The organism is Pseudomonas sp. TE12508, from assembly GCF_056279485.1.
The window spans coordinates 62,018-81,163 of the sequence record NZ_JBWCCN010000018.1 but is presented as its reverse complement, the minus strand read 5'-3'; the positions used below and the strand labels follow the sequence as shown (position 1 = coordinate 81,163).

At 60.3% G+C, this 19,146-nt stretch carries 20 protein-coding genes; 14 read left to right on the top strand and 6 right to left on the bottom strand.

What is annotated here, in order from left to right; all coding sequences use genetic code 11:
- Positions 1-52: 52 nt before the first annotated feature.
- Together ACZ9IM_RS23525 and rph are read right to left on the bottom strand one after the other, a co-directional pair.
- Positions 53-421: a DUF4870 domain-containing protein gene (locus ACZ9IM_RS23525; protein WP_008073410.1), complete on the bottom strand. Its 369-nt coding sequence runs from the start codon at positions 419-421 to the stop codon at positions 53-55.
- Positions 422-450: 29 nt separating this feature from the next.
- Complete coding sequence (rph, locus tag ACZ9IM_RS23520; protein WP_123720220.1) at positions 451-1,173, bottom strand: ribonuclease PH; 723 nt, start codon at positions 1,171-1,173, stop codon at positions 451-453.
- A 268-nt stretch (positions 1,174-1,441) separates the two neighbouring features.
- On the opposite strand from rph, the gene ACZ9IM_RS23515 reads away from it, so the two are divergent.
- The 7 genes from ACZ9IM_RS23515 to ACZ9IM_RS23485 all read left to right on the top strand — a co-directional run bounded on the left by ACZ9IM_RS23515 (position 1,442) and on the right by ACZ9IM_RS23485 (position 7,550).
- Positions 1,442-2,305: a YicC/YloC family endoribonuclease gene (locus ACZ9IM_RS23515; RefSeq protein WP_123499449.1), complete on the top strand. Its 864-nt coding sequence runs from the start codon at positions 1,442-1,444 to the stop codon at positions 2,303-2,305.
- 12 nt (positions 2,306-2,317) lie between these two features.
- Positions 2,318-2,938, top strand: a complete 621-nt coding sequence (gene gmk, locus ACZ9IM_RS23510; protein ID WP_007894672.1) for a guanylate kinase — start codon at positions 2,318-2,320, stop codon at positions 2,936-2,938.
- Positions 2,939-3,105: 167 nt separating this feature from the next.
- A complete protein-coding gene (gene rpoZ, locus ACZ9IM_RS23505; RefSeq protein ID WP_007894670.1) occupies positions 3,106-3,369 on the top strand; it encodes a DNA-directed RNA polymerase subunit omega in 264 nt (87 codons plus the stop codon).
- 57 nt (positions 3,370-3,426) lie between these two features.
- Positions 3,427-5,532, top strand: a complete 2,106-nt coding sequence (gene spoT / locus ACZ9IM_RS23500; RefSeq protein ID WP_123499445.1) for a bifunctional GTP diphosphokinase/guanosine-3',5'-bis pyrophosphate 3'-pyrophosphohydrolase — start codon at positions 3,427-3,429, stop codon at positions 5,530-5,532.
- A 24-nt stretch (positions 5,533-5,556) separates the two neighbouring features.
- A complete protein-coding gene (locus ACZ9IM_RS23495; protein WP_427624051.1) occupies positions 5,557-5,937 on the top strand; it encodes a RidA family protein in 381 nt (126 codons plus the stop codon).
- Positions 5,938-5,994: 57 nt separating this feature from the next.
- On the top strand, positions 5,995-6,735 hold the full coding sequence (locus ACZ9IM_RS23490) for a hypothetical protein (protein WP_476225064.1): 741 nt from the start codon (positions 5,995-5,997) through the stop codon (positions 6,733-6,735).
- A gap of 80 nt (positions 6,736-6,815) precedes the next feature.
- Complete coding sequence (locus ACZ9IM_RS23485) at positions 6,816-7,550, top strand: hypothetical protein (RefSeq protein WP_476225063.1); 735 nt, start codon at positions 6,816-6,818, stop codon at positions 7,548-7,550.
- Positions 7,551-7,601: 51 nt separating this feature from the next.
- On the opposite strand, the gene ACZ9IM_RS23480 is transcribed toward ACZ9IM_RS23485, so the two are convergent.
- Positions 7,602-8,459 (bottom strand): SDR family oxidoreductase, encoded by an 858-nt coding sequence (locus ACZ9IM_RS23480; RefSeq protein WP_427624049.1) that lies wholly within the window; start codon positions 8,457-8,459, stop codon positions 7,602-7,604.
- Positions 8,460-8,648: 189 nt separating this feature from the next.
- On the opposite strand from ACZ9IM_RS23480, the gene exbB reads away from it, so the two are divergent.
- The 6 genes from exbB (at position 8,649) to ACZ9IM_RS23450 (ending at position 15,544) form a co-directional block, all read left to right on the top strand.
- Entirely contained in the window at positions 8,649-9,605 is a 957-nt protein-coding gene (exbB, locus tag ACZ9IM_RS23475) for a tonB-system energizer ExbB (RefSeq protein ID WP_427624048.1), read from the top strand.
- A gap of 6 nt (positions 9,606-9,611) precedes the next feature.
- Entirely contained in the window at positions 9,612-10,040 is a 429-nt protein-coding gene (gene exbD, locus ACZ9IM_RS23470) for a TonB system transport protein ExbD (RefSeq protein WP_007934588.1), read from the top strand.
- Positions 10,037-10,783 carry an energy transducer TonB family protein gene (locus tag ACZ9IM_RS23465; RefSeq protein WP_008007617.1) on the top strand — a complete coding sequence of 249 codons (747 nt, stop codon included), beginning with the start codon at positions 10,037-10,039 and terminating at the stop codon, positions 10,781-10,783. The genes exbD and ACZ9IM_RS23465 overlap by 4 nt, the downstream gene beginning before the upstream one ends.
- Positions 10,784-11,050: 267 nt before the next feature.
- Entirely contained in the window at positions 11,051-11,980 is a 930-nt protein-coding gene (locus ACZ9IM_RS23460) for a hydrogen peroxide-inducible genes activator (RefSeq protein WP_008007618.1), read from the top strand.
- Positions 11,981-11,989: 9 nt separating this feature from the next.
- On the top strand, positions 11,990-14,065 hold the full coding sequence (gene recG, locus ACZ9IM_RS23455; protein WP_007894644.1) for an ATP-dependent DNA helicase RecG: 2,076 nt from the start codon (positions 11,990-11,992) through the stop codon (positions 14,063-14,065).
- Between the two features lie 78 nt (positions 14,066-14,143).
- Entirely contained in the window at positions 14,144-15,544 is a 1,401-nt protein-coding gene (locus tag ACZ9IM_RS23450; protein ID WP_476225062.1) for an aminoacyl-tRNA deacylase and HDOD domain-containing protein, read from the top strand.
- Between the two features lie 165 nt (positions 15,545-15,709).
- Here ACZ9IM_RS23450 and ACZ9IM_RS23445 read toward each other — a convergent pair whose 3' ends face one another.
- On the bottom strand, positions 15,710-16,087 hold the full coding sequence (locus ACZ9IM_RS23445; RefSeq protein WP_476225061.1) for an SCP2 sterol-binding domain-containing protein: 378 nt from the start codon (positions 16,085-16,087) through the stop codon (positions 15,710-15,712).
- Positions 16,088-16,678: 591 nt separating this feature from the next.
- Between ACZ9IM_RS23445 and ACZ9IM_RS23440 the strand changes: the two genes are divergently transcribed.
- Positions 16,679-17,059, top strand: a complete 381-nt coding sequence (locus ACZ9IM_RS23440; protein ID WP_427624045.1) for a DUF6124 family protein — start codon at positions 16,679-16,681, stop codon at positions 17,057-17,059.
- Positions 17,060-17,104: 45 nt separating this feature from the next.
- Here ACZ9IM_RS23440 and ACZ9IM_RS23435 read toward each other — a convergent pair whose 3' ends face one another.
- Positions 17,105-17,596, bottom strand: a complete 492-nt coding sequence (locus ACZ9IM_RS23435) for a hypothetical protein (RefSeq protein ID WP_476225060.1) — start codon at positions 17,594-17,596, stop codon at positions 17,105-17,107.
- Between the two features lie 561 nt (positions 17,597-18,157).
- Positions 18,158-19,087, bottom strand: a complete 930-nt coding sequence (gene tagQ / locus ACZ9IM_RS23430) for a type VI secretion system-associated lipoprotein TagQ (protein WP_192345084.1) — start codon at positions 19,085-19,087, stop codon at positions 18,158-18,160.
- Positions 19,088-19,146: the final 59 nt, after the last annotated feature.

Sequence of the window (19,146 nt, the reverse complement as noted above, 5' to 3'; positions counted from 1 at the left end):
CCAGATCGCTATCGCGGGCAAGCCCGCTCCCACAGGAAATCCTTGCTGGCTATTATTTGATCAGGCGCCAAGTGAACGGATACCGGTAAGGGAAACCTTCATTGGCCTTCACGCCAGCAATGATCGTCAGCACCAGCGCACCAATCGCGACCAGACCAAACAGGAAGAACCCGACGATCACCACCATCAGCAGGAAGCAGATAGCCGAAGCAATGGCGACGGTGATCTGAAAGTTCAGCGCTTCCTTGCCTTGCGCGTCGATGAACGGGTCTGACTCGCGTTTCATCTGCCAGAGAATCAGCGGCCCGATCAGCGTACCGAACGGCAGCCAGATCCCCAGCAAGGCGGACAGGTGACAAAACATCGCCCACTGACGAACCTCTCGGCTCGGTGTGGGTAGCGGCAGTTGCTCGTCACTCATGGCGTCCTCCTTGCGTGGAGCAGGTCCGATCAGTCGGCCAGTGCAGCCTTCTGCAGTTCGAAAATCTCGTTCATGCCTTTCTTCGCCAGCGCCAGCATCGCGTTCAGCTCTTCCGGCTGGAACGGCGCGCCTTCGGCAGTGCCCTGAACTTCGATAAAGCCGCCCGTGCTGGTCATCACCACGTTGAGGTCAGTCTCGGCAGCCGAATCTTCCAGGTAATCGAGGTCAAGCACAGGCTCGCCCTGGTACATGCCCACCGAAACGGCAGCGATCATTTGCTTGAGCGGGTCGCCACCTTTGAGGCCGCCACGCTTCTTGATCACTTTCAAGGCGTCGATCAATGCAACCATCGCACCGGTAATGGACGCGGTGCGGGTGCCTCCGTCAGCCTGGATCACGTCGCAGTCGACGTACAGGGTGACGTCGCCCAGCTTGGTCATGTCCAGCGCAGCGCGCAGGGAACGGCCGATCAAACGCTGGATTTCCAGAGTACGACCGCCTTGCTTGCCGCGGCTCGCTTCACGCTGGTTACGCTCGCCGGTGGCGCGGGGCAGCATGCCGTATTCGGCGGTCAACCAACCCTGGCCCTGACCTTTGAGGAAACGCGGCACGCCATTCTCGACACTGACGGTGCAGATGACTTTGGTATCACCGAACTCGACCAGTACAGATCCCTCGGCGTGTTTGGTGTAGTTGCGGGTAATGCGGATCGAGCGGAGCTGATCGGCAGCGCGACCACTTGGACGTTTCATAGGGATTACCTGTACGGAGGACGGAAAACTGCCGAGCATTATAGAGCCGTGGGCCGCGAGTGGGCACTTCTAAAAAAACGCCCGACGATTGAAGCCCCTGAATAGAGCTTAGCCGACGGCGTGCAGCTCTTTGTCACAGCGTGTGTTTGGGCGCATCCGCCCCACTGCGCTACAATCCTGCGCCTTTGCTGCCTGTCGGCTTTAATTCACAGATAGCGGGTCCGCGCAACCATGGGTTACGCGCCGACCTGCATTGCGAGGTACCTCCATGGTGCACAGCATGACCGCCTTCGCCCGCGTCGAGAAAGCCGGCGTCCAGGGCACCCTGAGCTGGGAATTGCGCTCGGTCAACAGCCGCTACCTGGAACCCCACCTGCGTCTGCCGGAATCTTTCCGCGACCTCGAAGGCGCGGTCCGCGAAGCCCTGCGCCAGGAACTGTCCCGGGGCAAGCTCGAATGCACCCTGCGCTTTACCGAAGAAAGCACCGGCAAACCGCTGCAAGTGGACCGCGAGCGCGCCGCGCAACTGGTCGCTGCCGCCGAGACGGTCGCCAGCCTGATCAAGAACCCGGCCGCACTGAACCCGCTGGAAGTCCTGGCCTGGCCCGGCGTACTGGTGGCTGATGCCGCCGACCCGCAAGCGCTGAATGCCGAAGCCCTGGCGCTGTTCCATCAGGGCCTGAAAGAACTCAAGGCCGGGCGCGAGCGCGAAGGAACTGAGCTGGCGCGATTGATCGACGAGCGCCTGACCTCTATTGAAGGGGATGTGGTGATCCTGCGTGAGCTGGTCCCGCAGATGCTCGCCACCCAACGCCAGAAAGTTCTCGACCGCTTCACCGACATGAAGGCCGACCTCGACCCGCAGCGACTGGAACAGGAAATGGTCATGCTCGCGCAAAAGAGCGACGTCGCCGAAGAACTGGATCGCCTGAGCACTCACATCATCGAAGTTCGCCGGGTGCTCAAGTCCGGCGGCGCTGCCGGTCGGCGCCTGGACTTCCTGATGCAGGAACTCAACCGCGAAGCCAACACACTGGGCTCCAAAGCCTTCGACCCGCGCAGCACCCAAGCGGCGGTCAACCTCAAAGTGTTGATCGAGCAGATGCGCGAACAAGTGCAGAATATTGAGTAAGGCAAACCCGACATGACCCACAGCACCGGCACCCTGTACATCATTTCCGCCCCTTCGGGCGCGGGCAAGAGCAGTCTGGTCAAGGCCCTGACCGACGCTGATCAGGAGATCCGTGTCTCGGTCTCCCACACCACCCGCGCCATGCGCCCCGGTGAAGTGAACGGCGTGAACTATCACTTCGTCGAACGCAGCGAGTTCGTGAAGATGATCGAGCACGGGGATTTCCTCGAGCGTGCCGAAGTGTTCGGCAATCTCTATGGCACCTCGCAAAGCCACCTGCAGCAAACCCTGGATGAAGGCCACGACCTGATTCTGGAAATTGACTGGCAGGGTGCAGAACAAGTGCGCAAGTTGATGCCCCAGGCCCGCTCGATCTTCATTCTGCCGCCGTCCCTGGAAGCCTTGCGTCAGCGCCTGAACAATCGCGGCCAGGACAGCAACGAGGTCATCGAAGGCCGGATGCGTGAAGCCGTCAGCGAGATGAGCCACTACGTCGACTACGACTACCTGATCATCAACGACGATTTCGCCCACGCGCTGCGCGATTTGCAGGCGATTTTCCGCGCCAATCAGCTGCATCAGAAGCGTCAGCAGCAGCGTAACGGAAAACTTTTGGCTGAATTGCTCGGCTAAACAGCACTTCCCAAAACCGCTGCAAGGGCTTTACATTGGCACTTATAGCGCGTTGAAGAGTCTGGTCAAAAAATCAGCGCTTCCCTAATCGCTGGTGATTTTTTAAACTGTTGAGTCCGCTCGCCCACCCGGGCAGCGCGCATATTGCATTCGCTCCGAGGAATACCATGGCCCGCGTAACCGTTGAAGACTGTCTGAACCACGTGGAAAACCGTTTTGAACTGGTCATGCTGTCCACCAAGCGTGCCCGTCAACTGGCCACCGGCGGCAAAGAGCCCCTGGTTCAGTGGGAAAACGACAAGCCTACTGTTGTAGCGCTGCGTGAAATCGCCGAAGGCCTGATGAGCTACGAGTTCATCGCCAACGCAGAAATCGTCGAAGACGAACCGCTGTTCGCAGCGTTCGAGGACGAGTCCAACGAGGCAGTATAAGTCCATGCCTGGTCGACGTAGCACGGCGCGGGGTCACAACGAACGGCAGGAATTATCATGCCGAGCATAGACGCCCTCGCCGATCGCTTATCGACCTACCTCGGCAAGGACCAGGTCAATCTGGTCCGCCGAGCGTACTTCTACGCCGAACAAGCCCACGATGGCCAACGCCGTCGTAGCGGTGAGGCGTACGTCACGCACCCACTCGCGGTTGCGAATATTCTTGCCGACATGCATATGGACCATCAGAGCCTGATGGCGGCCATGCTGCATGACGTGATCGAAGACACCGGTATTGCCAAGGAAGCGCTGCAAGCGCAGTTCGGCGAAACCGTGGCCGAACTGGTCGACGGGGTCAGCAAACTGACCCAGATGAACTTCGAGACCAAAGCCGAAGCCCAGGCCGAAAACTTCCAGAAAATGGCCATGGCCATGGCGCGCGATATTCGCGTGATCCTGGTCAAGCTGGCCGACCGCCTGCACAACATGCGCACCCTGGAAGTCCTGTCCGGCGAAAAACGCCGGCGGATCGCCAAGGAAACCCTGGAAATCTATGCGCCCATCGCCAACCGGCTGGGCATGCACGCCATTCGCATAGAGTTCGAAGACCTCGGTTTCAAGGCCATGCACCCGATGCGTTCCGCGCGGATCAACCAGGCGGTCAAACGCGCCCGGGGCAACCGCAAGGAAATCGTCAACAAGATCGAAGAATCCCTCAGCCACTGCCTGGCCATCGACGGCATCCAGGGCGAGGTCAGCGGTCGTCAGAAACACCTCTACGGCATCTACAAGAAAATGCGCGGCAAGCGTCGGGCCTTCAACGAGATCATGGACGTCTACGCGTTCCGGATCATCGTCGACAAGGTCGATACCTGCTACCGCGTGCTAGGCGCTGTACATAATTTGTACAAACCGTTGCCGGGGCGCTTCAAGGATTACATCGCGATCCCCAAGGCCAACGGCTACCAGTCGTTGCACACCACGCTGTTCGGCATGCACGGTGTACCGATCGAGATTCAGATCCGCACCCGTGAAATGGAAGAGATGGCCAACAACGGCATCGCCGCCCATTGGCTGTACAAATCCAGCGGCGACGAGCAGCCCAAAAGCACTCACGCCCGCGCCCGCCAGTGGGTCAAAGGCGTGCTGGAGATGCAGCAACGGGCCGGCAACTCGCTGGAATTCATCGAGAGCGTGAAGATCGACCTGTTCCCGGACGAGGTCTACGTGTTCACGCCCAAAGGCCGGATCATGGAGCTGCCCAAAGGCTCCACGGCGGTCGACTTCGCTTACGCGGTGCACACCGACGTGGGCAACAGCTGCATTGCCTGTCGGATCAATCGTCGTCTCGCACCGCTGTCCGAACCGCTGCAAAGCGGCTCCACGGTCGAGATCGTCAGCGCCCCCGGCGCGCGGCCGAACCCGGCTTGGCTCAACTTCGTGGTCACCGGCAAGGCGCGGACACACATCCGCCATGCGCTGAAACTTCAGCGCCGTTCCGAGTCCATCAGCCTCGGCGAACGCCTGCTGAACAAGGTGCTCAACGGTTTCGACAGCTCCCTGGAAAAAGTCCCGGCCGAGCGCGTGCAGTTGATGCTCCACGAATACCGCCTCGAACTGATCGAAGACCTGCTCGAAGACATCGGCCTGGGCAATCGCATGGCTTACGTGGTCGCCCGTCGCCTGCTCGGCGAAGGCGAACAGCTGCCAAGCCCGGAAGGCCCGCTGGCGATTCGTGGCACCGAAGGCCTGGTACTCAGTTACGCCAAGTGCTGCACGCCGATCCCGGGAGACCCGATTGTCGGCCACCTGTCCGCGGGCAAAGGCATGGTGGTGCACCTGGACAACTGCCGCAACATCAGCGAAATCCGTCACAACCCGGAAAAATGCATCCAGCTCTCGTGGGCCAAGGATGTCACCGGCGAATTCAATGTCGAGCTGCGCGTCGAACTGGAACACCAGCGCGGCCTGATCGCCCTGCTGGCCAGCAGCGTCAACGCGGCCGACGGCAATATCGAAAAAATCAGCATGGACGAACGCGACGGTCGTATCAGCGTGGTCCAACTGGTGGTCAGTGTGCACGACCGCGTACACCTGGCCCGCGTGATCAAGAAACTGCGCGCCCTGACCGGGGTCATCCGCATCACCCGCATGCGCGCGTAGCCCACCCTTCACAAGGAGTCATACATGACCAAGACCGTTATCAACAGCGACAAGGCCCCGGCTGCCATCGGCACTTACTCCCAGGCAATCAAGGCCGGCAACACTGTTTACATGTCGGGCCAGATTCCTCTGGACCCAAAAACCATGGAACTGGTTGAAGGCTTCGAAGCCCAGACCGTCCAGGTGTTCGAGAACCTCAAAGCCGTGGCTGAAGCGGCCGGTGGTTCGCTCAAGGACATCGTCAAACTGAACATCTTCCTCACCGACCTGAGCCACTTCGCCAAGGTCAACGAGATCATGGGCAAGTACTTTGACCAGCCTTACCCTGCCCGCGCCGCCATCGGCGTAGCAGCCCTGCCAAAGGGTTCGCAGGTTGAGATGGATGCCATTCTGGTCATCGAGTAATGTGTCCGGCGCAGCCTTCTAAAGGCTGCGCCGATCTTGTTTTGAAAGGATTCCACCATGCGCCAAGCGCTAGCTCTCTCGCTGGTCGCCCTACTCTTGGGCGGTTGTGCCAGCAACCCTGCCGACCGTGACATCAGCGGCACCTGGATCAATCAAGTGGCGATCGATGCAGCAGCCAAAGGCGGCCCCCTGCGCGAAGCGCTCCAGGCCTATGGCCCGAACCTGGAATGGGACGTCAACACCAAGGCCGGTCAGGCCCGCTACACCAACGGTTTTGAAAATGTCGACGGCAAGCTGCTGGACGAAGAGTCCGGCGCCTGGAAAGTCGACTTTTATGGCAGCTCGGGTAGTGAGCTGAAGCGTGACGGCAAGCAACTGAGCCAGGTCGCCAGCGACAATGAGCCGGAGCAAGTATTCGACCGTGCGCAGGTTACGGTGCCGGACGGCGCACCGATGGGTGCCAGTTTCGAACGCGCACTGTATTCGGCCTACATGGGCGGCAGCTGGAAAATCGTCAGCGGTCCCGGTGAAGGCAATACCGTGCAATTCCAGGCTGACGGCCAGGTTGCCGGCCTGCCGGGGGCGGATCGTTATGCCTTGTGTCTGGCGGGCGATTGCGCGTCGATGAGCGGCGGCAATGACAACATGTGGCTACAGGCGAATGGTCAGGGCAACACCTGGATCTTTGCACGCAAGGGCAAGGAACTGGAAATCCTCCAGGCAGTGAACACCGCACAGGCGGATGAAATGCCGCAGTTCACCCCGGGTGATCGCAAGTGGTTGCTGGAAAAACAGTGATACAGAATACAGGAGCCTACGGGCTCCTTTTTCTTTAGCCTGCACCGTCGAATTCTTTGCCTCCCGCTCAAGGATTGATCATGCGCCAACTGCTTATCCTAAGCCTGTTGCTGTTGGGCGGCTGCACCTCTATGCCCGCAGAAACGGATATCAGCGGTATCTGGATCAATCAGGCGGCCATCGATGCAGCGGCCCAAGGCCAGTCCTTACGTGAATCCTTAAACACTCATGGCCGGAATCTGGAATGGGACATCAACACCCACACCGGCAAGGCGCAAGTGAGCAGCGGTTTTGAGAGGGGTGAAGGCCAACTGCTGCAAAAGTCACCCAATGCCTGGACCGTCGACTACAACGGCTACGGCACTGACGAGCTGCGCCTGGATGGCAAGCGACTGACTCAACTGGCCAAGGAGTACGTCCCCCAGCAGGTGTTCAGTCGCCCCGGCAAGACCGCCAAAACGAAAACAGGGTGGGTTGATACCTTCCGGAGCGCCTTGAACGCTGCCTATATGGGCGGGCAGTGGAAAATCATCGACAGTCACGGAGCAGGCCAGCGGGTCGAGTTTACGGAAGATGGCCATGTTTCAGGGTTACCGGGAACCGATCGATACGAGTTGTGCCTGGACGGTGATTGCGCCAGCCAAGGCGCAGGCAATGACACCTTGTATCTGGGCATGGACGACCTGAGTGACACATGGATTTTCGTTCGCAAAGGCAAGCGACTGGAGATTTTCCAGGCAATCAATCAATCCCGGCCAGACGAAATCCCCCACTTCACCCCCGGCCCACGCCAGTGGCTGCTGGTAAAACAATGACCCAAAAACAAAGGCGCCCGCAGGCGCCTGTTGTTTAGAGGCTCGCTCAGTTCAACTCCCCTGAGCAAGTATCGCGGCATACCCTTCGCGGTAACTTGGGTACTTCGGTGTCCAGCCCAAGGCTTTGGCCCGCGCATTGCTGCAGCGCTTGCTGCCAGTGCGCCGCACGCTCGCATCGTCATCCCATTCGGTCACGCCTAAATACTCTCGTAGCCAGCCCACCACTTCTGCCAGTGGTGCTGGCGCATCGTCGACGCCGATATAGCAATCATCCAGCGCCACCCCGCGTCGATCCGCCTCAAGCAGAAACGCCAGCAACCCCGCCGCATCGTCGACGTGAATGCGGTTGGCGTACAACGGTGGATCGATCGCCACGCGATAGCCGCTGCGGACCTGGGTCAGCAACCTCTCTCGACCCGGACCATAAATACCGGTCAGGCGCACGAGACTGGCCGGGATGCCGCTATCGAGCGCCACCTGCTCGGCTTCGAGCATCAAACGACCCGAGTAACCGCCCGCCACCGTCGGCGATGTTTCATCGACCCACTCGCCATCCTGCTGGCCGTAAACGCTGCTGCTGGAAACGAACAGCAGTCGATTGGGTACTTGCCCATAGTCGTTCAGCCATTCCAGCACGTGCTGCAAACCCTGCACATAAGCGGCGCGGTAACCCGCCTCATTGTGATCGGTGGCCGCCGCGCAATACACCAGGTAATCCACCGCACCGATTGGCCAGGTCGCCGGGCAGTCTTTATTGAACAAGTCGCCGGCAACGCCGATCACGCCCTGTGGCAGGCGTGAGACATCACGTCGCAAGCCGTGAACCTCCCACCCGCAAGCCAACAATTGCGTAGCCAGACGACTGCCGACATCACCGCAGCCGGCGATCAAAACAGAAGGCGCGGACATCAGAAAACTCCTATCGGAAAGCTACAGACTAGCGTCGGCAAAGGACACGCGGCTAGCAATGAAGGAAAAAAAGATACTCTATTACTTTTGTTAACAAGAATTACTTGCAATAATGCCTGCCACTTTTGTTCTCGGCCTCACGAGGCCTGGAAGAACATTTACCGTTTTTTCCTTTCAGGTCCGGCCAGCATGACACCCAATCAATTCCCCGCTTCGCCAACCAAACGACCTCGCGCCTGGAGCGCTGTGGCCGCCCTGCTGCTCAGCCTGATGCTGGCGCCGACCGCCGCCTTCGCCGATGCACAAGCGCCGGCCACCCAGCCTGCTGCCGCTCAAACACCCGCAGCGCCTGCCGTGACACCTGCCGCGACCGATCCGGTCCAGGCCATAGACGCCGCTGACGTGCCGGAAGTCCTCGAAACCGACAACACGTTGGGCATGGCCCATGACTTGTCGCCGTGGGGCATGTACCAGAACGCCGACATCATCGTGAAGATCGTGATGATCGGCCTGGCCATCGCCTCAATCATCACCTGGACCATCTGGATCGCCAAGGGCTTCGAGCTGATGGGCGCCAAGCGTCGTCTGCGCACTGAAATCGTCCACCTGAAAAAAGCCGCCACCCTTAAAGAAGCCAGCGCAACGGCAGCCAAGGAAGGCACCCTCGCCAACCTGCTGGTCCACGACGCGCTGGAAGAAATGCGCCTGTCGGCCAACAGCCGCGAGAAAGAAGGCATCAAGGAGCGCGTGAGCTTTCGTCTGGAGCGCCTTGTCGCTGCCTGCGGTCGCAACATGAGCAGCGGCACCGGTGTACTCGCCACCATCGGTTCCACCGCGCCGTTCGTCGGCCTGTTCGGCACCGTGTGGGGCATCATGAACAGCTTCATCGGCATCGCCAAAACCCAGACCACCAACCTCGCTGTCGTAGCTCCCGGCATCGCCGAAGCCCTGCTGGCGACCGCGCTGGGCCTGGTTGCAGCGATTCCTGCAGTGGTTATCTACAACGTCTTCGCCCGCTCCATCGCCGGTTACAAGGCACAAGTGTCCGACGCCTCGGCAGAAGTCCTGCTGCTGGTCAGCCGTGATCTCGACCACCTGCCGACCGAGCAGCGCAGCTCGCAACCGCACATGGTGAAAGTGGGGTAATCGGCCATGGGCCTGCATTTGAAAGAAGGCGCAGACGACGATCTGGCCGAGAACCACGAAATCAACGTCACGCCGTTCATCGACGTGATGCTGGTGCTGTTGATCATCTTCATGGTGGCGGCGCCGCTGGCCACCGTGGACATCAAGGTCGACCTGCCCGCCTCTACCGCCAAACCGGCGCCGCGGCCAGAGAAACCGGTGTTCCTCAGCGTAAAAGCTGACCAGCGCCTGTTCCTCGGCGAAGACGAAGTGAAGACCGAAGCCCTCGGTGCCACGCTCGACGCCAAGACCCAGGGCAAGAAAGACACGACGATCTTCTTCCAGGCCGATAAAGGCGTGGACTACGGCGACCTGATGAGCGTGATGGACGCCCTGCGCGCCGCTGGCTACCTGAAGGTCGGCCTGGTCGGACTCGAGACGGCAGCCAAGAAATGATCAACACGCGCCAAAAGCTGACGCGTTACAGCGGGAGCCTGGCCGTAGTGCTGGGCGTTCATGCGCTGGCCATTGCGCTGGCGCTGAACTGGACGTCGCGCCCGCCGATCGAGCTGCCGCCGCAAGCGATGATGGTCGAGCTGGCGCCGGTTCCGGCCCCGCCACCGCCCGCACCGCCGAAAGTGATCACGCCGCCACAGCCACCGGCCCCGGTGGAAGAACTGCCGCTGCCCAAACTCGCTGAAGCGCCGAAGGCCGAGATCGCCGTGCCCAAGCCGGTCAAACCCAAGCCAAAGCCTCAACCGCCCAAGCCTGTGGAGAAAAAGCCGGAACCGCCGAAGGAAAAGCCCTCCGAGGAAAAACCGAGCGACGCGCAACCGACCCAGGCACCGACGGAGAAATCCGCTCAGCCGGCACCCGGCCCATCACCGGCGCAGCAAGCGGCCAAGGCCAGTTGGCAAGGCACCCTGCTCGCGCACTTGGCCAAGTACAAAAAGTACCCGGCCAGTGCACAGCAGCGGGGCAAGGAAGGCTTGAACCGTCTGCGCTTCGTGGTGGATGCCGAAGGGAACGTGTTGTCGTTCGAACTGGTGGGCCGCTCCGGCAACGCCGATCTGGACCGGGCCACCCTGGAAATGATCCGCCGCGCCCAACCGCTGCCCAAGCCACCGGCCGACATGCTGAACAACGGCTCTATCGAAATCGTTGCGCCGTTCGTTTACTCGCTGGAACGTCGCCGTTAAGACACTGCCGAACCAATGTGGGAGCGAGCCTGCTCGCGATGAGGCCATAGCATTCAACATCCTCATTGACTGTTAAACCGCCATCGCGAGCAGGCTCGCTCCCACAGGGTTATGTAACCACCTATGAAAGGCACCGAAAGGTGCCTTTTGCATATCTGGCAACGGCAAACCTGCATTGCCCAGTGTCACTCAACACACTCAGTCTGATAACGTGCGTCTATCGATTGCAGCCGGTATGCTTGGCCCGCAACTTCATGGACGCTTGCTATGACTCTGACAGAATTACGCTACATCGTTACCCTCGCCCAAGAGCAGCACTTCGGCCACGCGGCCGAGCGTTGCCATGTCAGCCAACCGACCCTGTCGGTGGGCGTGAAAAAGCTTGAAGACGAACTCGGTGTGCTGATTTTCGAGCGCAGCAAGAGCGCCGTGCGCCTGACCCCGGTCGGCGAAGGCATTGTCGCCCAGGCACAGAAAGTCCTGGAGCAGGCCCAAGGCATCCGCGAACTGGCCCAGGCCGGCAAGAACCAGTTGACCGCCCCGCTGAAAGTCGGCGCGATCTACACCGTCGGCCCGTACCTGTTTCCGCACCTGATTCCACAACTGCACCGGGTCGCCCCGCAGATGCCGTTGTACATCGAAGAAAACTTCACCCACGTGCTGCGCGACAAACTGCGCAACGGCGAGCTCGACGCGATCATCATCGCCCTGCCGTTCAACGAAGCCGACGTGCTGACCTTGCAGCTCTACGACGAGCCGTTCTACGTCCTGATGCCGGCCCAGCACCCATGGACCCAAAAAGAATCCATCGACGCCGCCCTGCTCAACGACAAGAGCCTGCTGCTGCTCGGCGAAGGCCACTGCTTCCGCGATCAAGTGCTGGAAGCCTGCCCGACCCTGGCCAAAGGCAACGACGGCGCCAAGCACACCACGGTGGAATCCAGCTCGCTGGAAACCATTCGCCACATGGTCGCCTCCGGTTTGGGTATTTCGATCCTGCCGCTCTCGGCGGTGGACAGCCATCACTACGCCCCGGGCGTGATCGAAGTGCGCCCACTGAGCGCGCCGGTGCCGTTTCGCACCGTGGCCATCGCCTGGCGCGCGAGCTTCCCGCGGCCGAAGGCGATTGAAATCCTCGCTGACTCCATTCGCCTGTGCTCGGTGGCCAAGCCGCCAGCGCCGGTGGTGGCCGGTTAAGTCGCTGCCATGACCGAGTTGTCGCAAGTGTCGGTGACGGCACTCAAGGGTGTCGGCGAAGCCATGGCCGAGAAACTGGCCAAGGTCGGCCTGGAGAATCTCCAGGACGTGCTGTTCCACCTGCCGTTGCGCTATCAGGACCGTACCCGCGTGGTCCCGATCGGCCATTTGCGACCTGGGCAAGACGCCGTGATCGAAGGCACCGTTAGCGGTGCCGACGTGGTCATGGGCCGGCGCCGCAGCCTGGTTGTCCGCCTGCAGGACGGCACCGGCGGACTCAGCTTGCGCTTCTACCATTTCAGCAACGCCCAGAAAGAAGGTCTCAAACGCGGCACGCGCATTCGCTGCTACGGCGAAGCGCGGCCCGGTGCCTCGGGACTGGAGATCTACCACCCGGAATACCGCGCCATCACCGGCGACGAGCCGCCGCCGGTGGATGAAACCCTGACCCCGGTCTACCCGCTCACCGAAGGCCTGACCCAACAGCGTTTGCGCCAGTTGTGCATGCAAACCCTGACCCTGCTCGGCCCCAGCAGCCTGCCCGACTGGCTGCCGACCGAACTGGCCCGGGACTATCAACTGGCGCCGTTGGCCGATGCGATCCGTTACCTGCATCACCCGCCCGCCGATGCCGATGTCGACGAACTCGCCCTCGGTCATCACTGGGCGCAACACCGTTTGGCCTTCGAAGAGCTGTTGACCCATCAACTGTCCCAGCAGCGCCTGCGCGAGAGCATGCGTGCCCTGCGCGCGCCGTCGATGCCAAAAGCCACCAAGCTGCCACAACAGTATTTGGCCAACCTCGGCTTCACCCCAACGGGCGCCCAACAACGGGTCGGCAACGAAATCGCTTACGACCTCAGTCAGCACGAGCCGATGTTGCGGCTGATTCAGGGCGACGTCGGCGCCGGCAAAACCGTGGTCGCTGCCCTCGCCGCACTGCAAGCGCTGGAGGCCGGGTATCAAGTCGCATTAATGGCGCCCACAGAAATTCTCGCTGAGCAGCATTTCATCACCTTCAAGCGCTGGCTCGAACCGCTGGGCATCGAAGTCGCGTGGCTGGCCGGTAAGCTCAAGGGTAAAAATCGTGTAGCCGCGCTGGAGCAAATCGCCAGCGGTACGCCAATGGTGGTCGGCACCCACGCGTTGTTTCAGGAAGAGGTGCAGTTCAAGAACCTGGCGCTGGCGATCATCGACGAACAACACCGCTTCGGCGTGCAGCAGCGCCTGGCATTGCGACAGAAAGGCGTCGGCGGGCGGATGTGTCCGCACCAGCTGATCATGACCGCCACGCCGATCCCCCGGACGCTGGCCATGAGCGCCTACGCCGACCTCGACACCTCGATCCTCGACGAACTGCCGCCCGGCCGTACCCCGGTGAACACCGTGCTGGTCACCGACACCCGTCGCGTCGAAGTGATCGAGCGCGTGCGCGGCGCTTGTGCCGAAGGGCGTCAGGCTTATTGGGTATGCACGCTGATCGAAGAGTCGGAAGAGCTGACCTGCCAGGCCGCCGAAACCACTTATGAAGACCTCACCGCCGCCCTCGGCGAGTTGAAAGTCGGCTTGATCCACGGTCGCATGAAGCCCGCCGAGAAAGCTGCGGTGATGGCCGAGTTCAAGGCCGGCAACCTGCAACTGCTGGTCGCCACTACCGTGATCGAAGTCGGCGTGGACGTGCCCAACGCCAGCCTGATGATCATCGAAAATCCCGAACGCCTCGGCCTCGCGCAGCTGCACCAACTGCGTGGCCGTGTCGGTCGGGGCAGTGCCGTCAGCCATTGCGTGCTGCTTTACCATCCGCCGCTGTCGCAGATCGGCCGTCAGCGCCTGGGCATCATGCGCGAAACCAACGACGGTTTTGTCATCGCCGAAAAAGACCTCGAACTGCGTGGCCCCGGCGAAATGCTCGGCACACGCCAGACCGGTCTGCTGCAATTCAAGGTCGCCGACCTGATGCGCGACGCCGACTTACTGCCCGCCGTACGCGACGCCGCTCAGGCTTTGCTCGAGCGCTGGCCGGATCATGTCAGCCCGCTGCTCGACCGCTGGCTACGCCATGGGCAGCAATACGGCCAAGTGTGAGCACTGTTGCAGTTTCCGGACCCTGGCTTTAAACAAGCTGGTTATACTCCTGCAATTGTTTGCAAACGGATACAGACCATGACCGACGTTGCCCTCGCCCCTGAAACCCCGCACGCTCCGTCTGTTATTCGGCTGCTGCTCGGCAAGCTGGGCATCGCCTATGAAGAAGTCCTCGACCATCACGGCCTGAACGCCGCGCGTAAGGTGCAGGCAGTCTTGCTCGACGATGCCGTCGGCGCGCTCATGGTGCTGTTCCCCCAGAGCCAATTGCTGGACCTCAACCGCCTCGCCGAACTCACCGGCCGCCGGTTGACCGCCGTATCCACCGAACGCCTGGTAAAAATGCTCGGTAAACACAGCCTGAGCCTGCTGCCCGGCCTGCCGGCGCTCACCAGTTCGCCGTGCCTGTATGAAGAAAGCCTGCTGCGCGAACCGACGTTGCTGATCAACTCGGGCGAGCCGGGCGTGCTGCTGGAAATCTCCAGCGACGATTTCAAAACCATGCTGACCAAGGCCAGCGCCGGCAATTTCGGCGAAGCCGTGAACCGCATCCGTCCAAACCTCGACCGCCCCGACGATGACCGCGAGGAAATCACCCAGGCCGTTCAAGCGTTCACCGCGCGACGCATCCAGCAACGCCTGGAAGAAACCATCGAGATTCCGCCGCTGGCCGAAACCGCGCAGAAAATAATCAAATTGCGCGTCGACCCCAACGCCACCATCGACGACATCACCGGCGTCGTCGAAACCGACCCGGCCCTGGCCGCACAAGTCGTCAGTTGGGCGGCGTCGCCGTACTACGCCTCGCCGGGCAAGATTCGTTCAGTAGAAGACGCGATTGTCCGGGTATTGGGTTTCGACTTGGTGATCAACCTGGCGCTGGGCCTGGCCTTGGGCAAAACCCTGAGCCTGCCCAAAGACCACCCGCAACACACCACGCCGTACTGGCAGCAATCGATCTACACCGCCGCCGTCATCGAAGGCCTGACCCGCGCCATGCCCCGCGCCCAGCGCCCGGAAGCCGGCCTGACCTACCTCGCCGGCCTGCTGCACAACTTCGGTTACCTGCTGCTGGCCCATGTATTCCCGCCGCACTTCTCGCTGATCTGCCGCCACCTGGAAGTCAACCCACACCTGTGCCACAGCTACGTGGAACAACACCTGCTGGGCATCAGCCGCGAACAGATCGGCTCATGGCTGATGCGCTTCTGGGACATGCCCGACGAACTGGCCACCGCCCTGCGCTTCCAGCACGACCCAAGCTACGACGGCGACTACGCCGAATACCCGAACCTCGTCTGCCTGGCCGTGCGCCTGCTGCGCGGTCGCGGCATCGGCTCCGGCCCGGACGAAGATATTCCGGATGCCTTGCTGGAGCGTGTGGGGCTGACTCGCGACAGAGCCAACGACGTGGTCAGCAAAGTGCTTGAGGCTGAAGTGCTGCTGCGTGAACTGGCTTCGCAATTCAGCCAGGCTTAAAAAGCATCGCGGGCAGGCCACGCTCCCACAGAGATCACCTAAATCCTGTGGGAGCGAGCCTGCTCGCGATGAGTCCACCTCGGTCTACCTGACCCCATTGATCGTTCCCACGCTCTGCGTGGGAATGCATCCCGTGACGCTCCGCGTCACCGCATCACGCGAAACTCAAGCCTTAGCCTTCCGCGGCTTCAAATACTTGGTCAACCCCTGAAACCACATCACCAGCGCCGGGTTGCCCTTGATCTGAATCGACTTGTCCTGAATCCCCGTCATAAACGCCAACTGCTTGTTCTTCGCCTGCATCGTGGCAAAGCCATACGCCGCATCCTTGAACGCAATCGCAAACGCCGGCTCGGCATACACGCCGGACTTGCTGGTAATGCGCTGATCCTTCACCACGAAATGCCGCGCCACTTTCCCGTCCAGGGTCTGTAGCTGAAACACCAATGCCTTGTCACCCAACTGCTGCTGAAACGCAGGATTAGTCCGACTGGCCTTACCCATCAACAAACCCAGCATCCACAGAAGAAAACGAAATTTCATGCGCACAGCCTCAAGAGAAAAGTGAACGGCCGGCGCAGTGTAGCGGCTTCAAGCGAGAACGCCACCGTCGGGTTGCGTTAGAAGAAGATGAACCGCTTTTCCCGCATGATGACCGCCAAGTCACACTTTCCCCGCCTCCACCTTGATCGTTCCCACGCTCCCGCGTGGGAATGCAACCCGTGACGCTCCGCGTCACACCCAACACCCGCCCTACACCTGAAGAAACACATTCCTGTAGGAGCTGCCGAAGGCTGCGATCTTTTGATCTTGATGCCCTCAAACTTATCGGACATTTCCTTCAAAACGCCGGGCTGTCCATGAACTAGGCAGCTTGATCCCTCATCGATAACCTCTGTTCGTCGCCGCAAAATCGGTGACTCGGACGTGCAAGTCCGGTTCAGGTGCACAATCGTTGATAGCAATTCATCGAGCGTTTTCCTATGCTCGCGGATCGTTATGGCGGCTGTGCGTCGGAGACCTTCGGGTCTGCCGGGCACCTGGACCGGTCTTGCACACCAACGCACAGCTGCCACCTCCTTCGAAGTGCAAAGCGAAACGGTGTCAGCCTCTTAATTCCAGGAAGCTACATCTATGATCAAGCCGACACCGAATCCACCAGAAAACGAAGCCACATCCCCCTACGAATCCTTCGATTCCAGAAAACTCCACGAAGCCGCCGAACGCGCCCTCGACCACCATTTCGCCCCACCACCCAACGAAAAACCCAAACGCAAAGGCAAGCTCTTCACCGTCTCCCCCGACATCGACACCGAAGCCCTCCTGGCCAACGCCTCAGAAGACCTGCTGTCCATCAGCGCCATCGCCGCCAACCTGGCCGATGACGCGGACGGTGCACGACGCTCCTTAGCCTTGGCGCTCAGCAGATTGGCGGATGGAGTCCGGTTGTTGGTGGAGCGAGCGCTGGATCATATTGATTCGCCGAATCCGGCGGAGCATCGAGCCAAGACGTAAACCCAATAAAGAGCGCGCCTTGATCGGCGCGCTCTCGATGAGTGTCTAAAGTGCGAAATCCGAAACGCCTGCAAGAGCAGGTGCTGCTGTTCTGAATGCATCCTTCGCTCTGAGGAATTTGGTCACGATGGGCCAGTAGTAACTCGCAGGTTTTGGGCCGAATTTCGCTGTGGCAGGACCGGTACTCGTTTGAGCACCAAAGAAGTGTCCAACGTTGGTAGCAGGATTGAAGTCTTCAACGATGCCCGTATGAAACACAGGTGAATTGGCGGAGTTAGGGGGCGCTTTAATCCAAAGAGCGATGTCACCCCGTCTCACGTCTTGCGGCAGAACCGTTGTGTAGTAGGTGGAGTTTTGCATGACACGCGTGTCTTCAAACGGAATGTTGTAACCGGCGCTTGTCAGCAACAAGTTCACCATATGTGAACAATCGATCAGTTTTTTACCTGCCGCGTTCGTTTTGAAGCCGTCCCCGCCCATCAGGTATACGTAGTCACCGCCGGTGTAATTGCTCTTGAAATCAAGTGGCTCTGTCATTTCTGCATCCTGCAAATTAATAGCAATAGCTGGCTTGAGTGGCCATTAGCCAAACCACGGTAACCCCACCCGCATCGAGTCTGATGAAGCCTTCGTCTGCTTTTACTGTCAGCTTCATCCCTGCTCCGAGGAGGATTTTTCCCCATCCGTGACGCCCGGAATCGCAGAGCGATGTAAGGGTCGGGATCGCCGAACTGTCCGTACAGCAAATCCCTTGTCCGGATTCGGACTGATGGGACTTGGCGAAGGTGAAACAAGTCAGGTTATTGGCTTCTTCAGTCACCAGTCGGAGCATCGGACCAAGGCGTAGCGAAACCACGAATAGAGAAAGGGGACTTCATGTCCCCTTTTTTTGATGATCCGGAATCGCACTTCGTGAGGGTTTCCAATAGCTGGGGCACGGCGCTCAGCAGAATTACGAATGGGTTTAGTGGTTGGTGAAACGAGCGCTGGATCATTTGCAAGCGCAGGAGATGGCGGCGCACAGCGCCAAGGTGTAACCAGTACAGATCACTCCCACGCAAAGCGCGTGGGAATGATCAAAGAACTACAAAAACTCAATCAAGCATTCGGGCAAGGCACCGGTGCCCAATCGCCCAGGTCCGGGTTCTTGCACATGCTGTTGACTTGAGTGGTGCCTGCGCTGGCGACCTGTTTGCTTTCAGCCTGTTTGGCTTGTGCGGTCTGCAGGGTTTTCTCGGTGGTGACCGCTTCTTTCGGCACGGTTGGCAGCACCGGTTTTTTCGCCGGTTTCACCGCTTTTTTGCTCTTGGTCGGTGCCACGACTGGCGTGGTATCGGCGGTTGCCACGGTGACCACGTCAGTGCGCTGTACGCCGACTTGCTGCAGGTCTTTTTCGTAGGCCTGGGTGTAGTTGTTCAGGTCTTCGCTGGCTTTACCGTTAACCGCAACGATCAGGTCGTTGGACTCTTTGAGGCCCGCGACGATTTCTGCCAGGCGCTTGCGGCCTTCGGTGTCGTTGACGGTCTTGGCCTTGCGGTCGGCGACCAGTTTGGTGAACGCGTTCTGGTAGCACTGCTGCGAAGTCTTGGCGTACGCGGTGCTGCGATCGATGTCGGCGGCGCTTTTGTTGACGTCGGAGGCGTAGGACGCGATGCGCTGGTTGTCATCGGCGATCTGCTTCTGGCGCTCGGTGTAGTAACCGGCCGCGCCGCCCGCCAGGGCACCGCCCGCTGCACCGATGGCGGCGTTGCGGCCACGGTTCTCGGAATCGGTCAGGGCGCCCAGCAGTGCACCGCCGACAGCGCCGACAGCCGCGCCGGTGACGACCGACTTGGTCATGTTCGAATCGGTGGCACGCAGGTGCTGCACCGGCTCGTAGCAGTTCGGGTAGTACTCGACCTTGGTGCTCGAGGCGACCTTGGAGGTCGGCGACGTGGCGCAACCGGTCAGTACGGTGCTGAAGCCAACGGCCATCAGCAGCAAGTGACGCTTGGAAAGCGAAGCAAAAGGTTTACGGGAGGAAAGCATAGTTGTGTTCTCTTTTAAGTTTGACCAGCTCAGCACGGCCCACCGCCGCCTGAGTCCCT

What these genes read in the sequence shown, in the direction of transcription:
- ACZ9IM_RS23485 (WP_476225063.1), top strand. Translation starts at nt 6,816, where the DNA reads ATGCGCCAACTGCTTATCCTAAGCCTGTTGCTGTTGGGCGGCTGCACC.
- ACZ9IM_RS23440 (WP_427624045.1), top strand. Translation starts at nt 16,679, where the DNA reads ATGATCAAGCCGACACCGAATCCACCAGAAAACGAAGCCACATCCCCC.
- exbD (WP_007934588.1), top strand. Translation starts at nt 9,612, where the DNA reads ATGGGCCTGCATTTGAAAGAAGGCGCAGACGACGATCTGGCCGAGAAC.
- ACZ9IM_RS23460 (WP_008007618.1), top strand. Translation starts at nt 11,051, where the DNA reads ATGACTCTGACAGAATTACGCTACATCGTTACCCTCGCCCAAGAGCAG.
- ACZ9IM_RS23525 (WP_008073410.1), bottom strand. Translation starts at nt 421, where the DNA reads ATGAGTGACGAGCAACTGCCGCTACCCACACCGAGCCGAGAGGTTCGT.
- recG (WP_007894644.1), top strand. Translation starts at nt 11,990, where the DNA reads ATGACCGAGTTGTCGCAAGTGTCGGTGACGGCACTCAAGGGTGTCGGC.
- ACZ9IM_RS23465 (WP_008007617.1), top strand. Translation starts at nt 10,037, where the DNA reads ATGATCAACACGCGCCAAAAGCTGACGCGTTACAGCGGGAGCCTGGCC.
- tagQ (WP_192345084.1), bottom strand. Translation starts at nt 19,087, where the DNA reads ATGCTTTCCTCCCGTAAACCTTTTGCTTCGCTTTCCAAGCGTCACTTG.
- spoT (WP_123499445.1), top strand. Translation starts at nt 3,427, where the DNA reads ATGCCGAGCATAGACGCCCTCGCCGATCGCTTATCGACCTACCTCGGC.
- ACZ9IM_RS23480 (WP_427624049.1), bottom strand. Translation starts at nt 8,459, where the DNA reads ATGTCCGCGCCTTCTGTTTTGATCGCCGGCTGCGGTGATGTCGGCAGT.
- rpoZ (WP_007894670.1), top strand. Translation starts at nt 3,106, where the DNA reads ATGGCCCGCGTAACCGTTGAAGACTGTCTGAACCACGTGGAAAACCGT.
- rph (WP_123720220.1), bottom strand. Translation starts at nt 1,173, where the DNA reads ATGAAACGTCCAAGTGGTCGCGCTGCCGATCAGCTCCGCTCGATCCGC.
- ACZ9IM_RS23495 (WP_427624051.1), top strand. Translation starts at nt 5,557, where the DNA reads ATGACCAAGACCGTTATCAACAGCGACAAGGCCCCGGCTGCCATCGGC.
- gmk (WP_007894672.1), top strand. Translation starts at nt 2,318, where the DNA reads ATGACCCACAGCACCGGCACCCTGTACATCATTTCCGCCCCTTCGGGC.
- ACZ9IM_RS23490 (WP_476225064.1), top strand. Translation starts at nt 5,995, where the DNA reads ATGCGCCAAGCGCTAGCTCTCTCGCTGGTCGCCCTACTCTTGGGCGGT.
- exbB (WP_427624048.1), top strand. Translation starts at nt 8,649, where the DNA reads ATGACACCCAATCAATTCCCCGCTTCGCCAACCAAACGACCTCGCGCC.
- ACZ9IM_RS23515 (WP_123499449.1), top strand. Translation starts at nt 1,442, where the DNA reads ATGGTGCACAGCATGACCGCCTTCGCCCGCGTCGAGAAAGCCGGCGTC.
- ACZ9IM_RS23450 (WP_476225062.1), top strand. Translation starts at nt 14,144, where the DNA reads ATGACCGACGTTGCCCTCGCCCCTGAAACCCCGCACGCTCCGTCTGTT.
- ACZ9IM_RS23435 (WP_476225060.1), bottom strand. Translation starts at nt 17,596, where the DNA reads ATGACAGAGCCACTTGATTTCAAGAGCAATTACACCGGCGGTGACTAC.
- ACZ9IM_RS23445 (WP_476225061.1), bottom strand. Translation starts at nt 16,087, where the DNA reads ATGAAATTTCGTTTTCTTCTGTGGATGCTGGGTTTGTTGATGGGTAAG.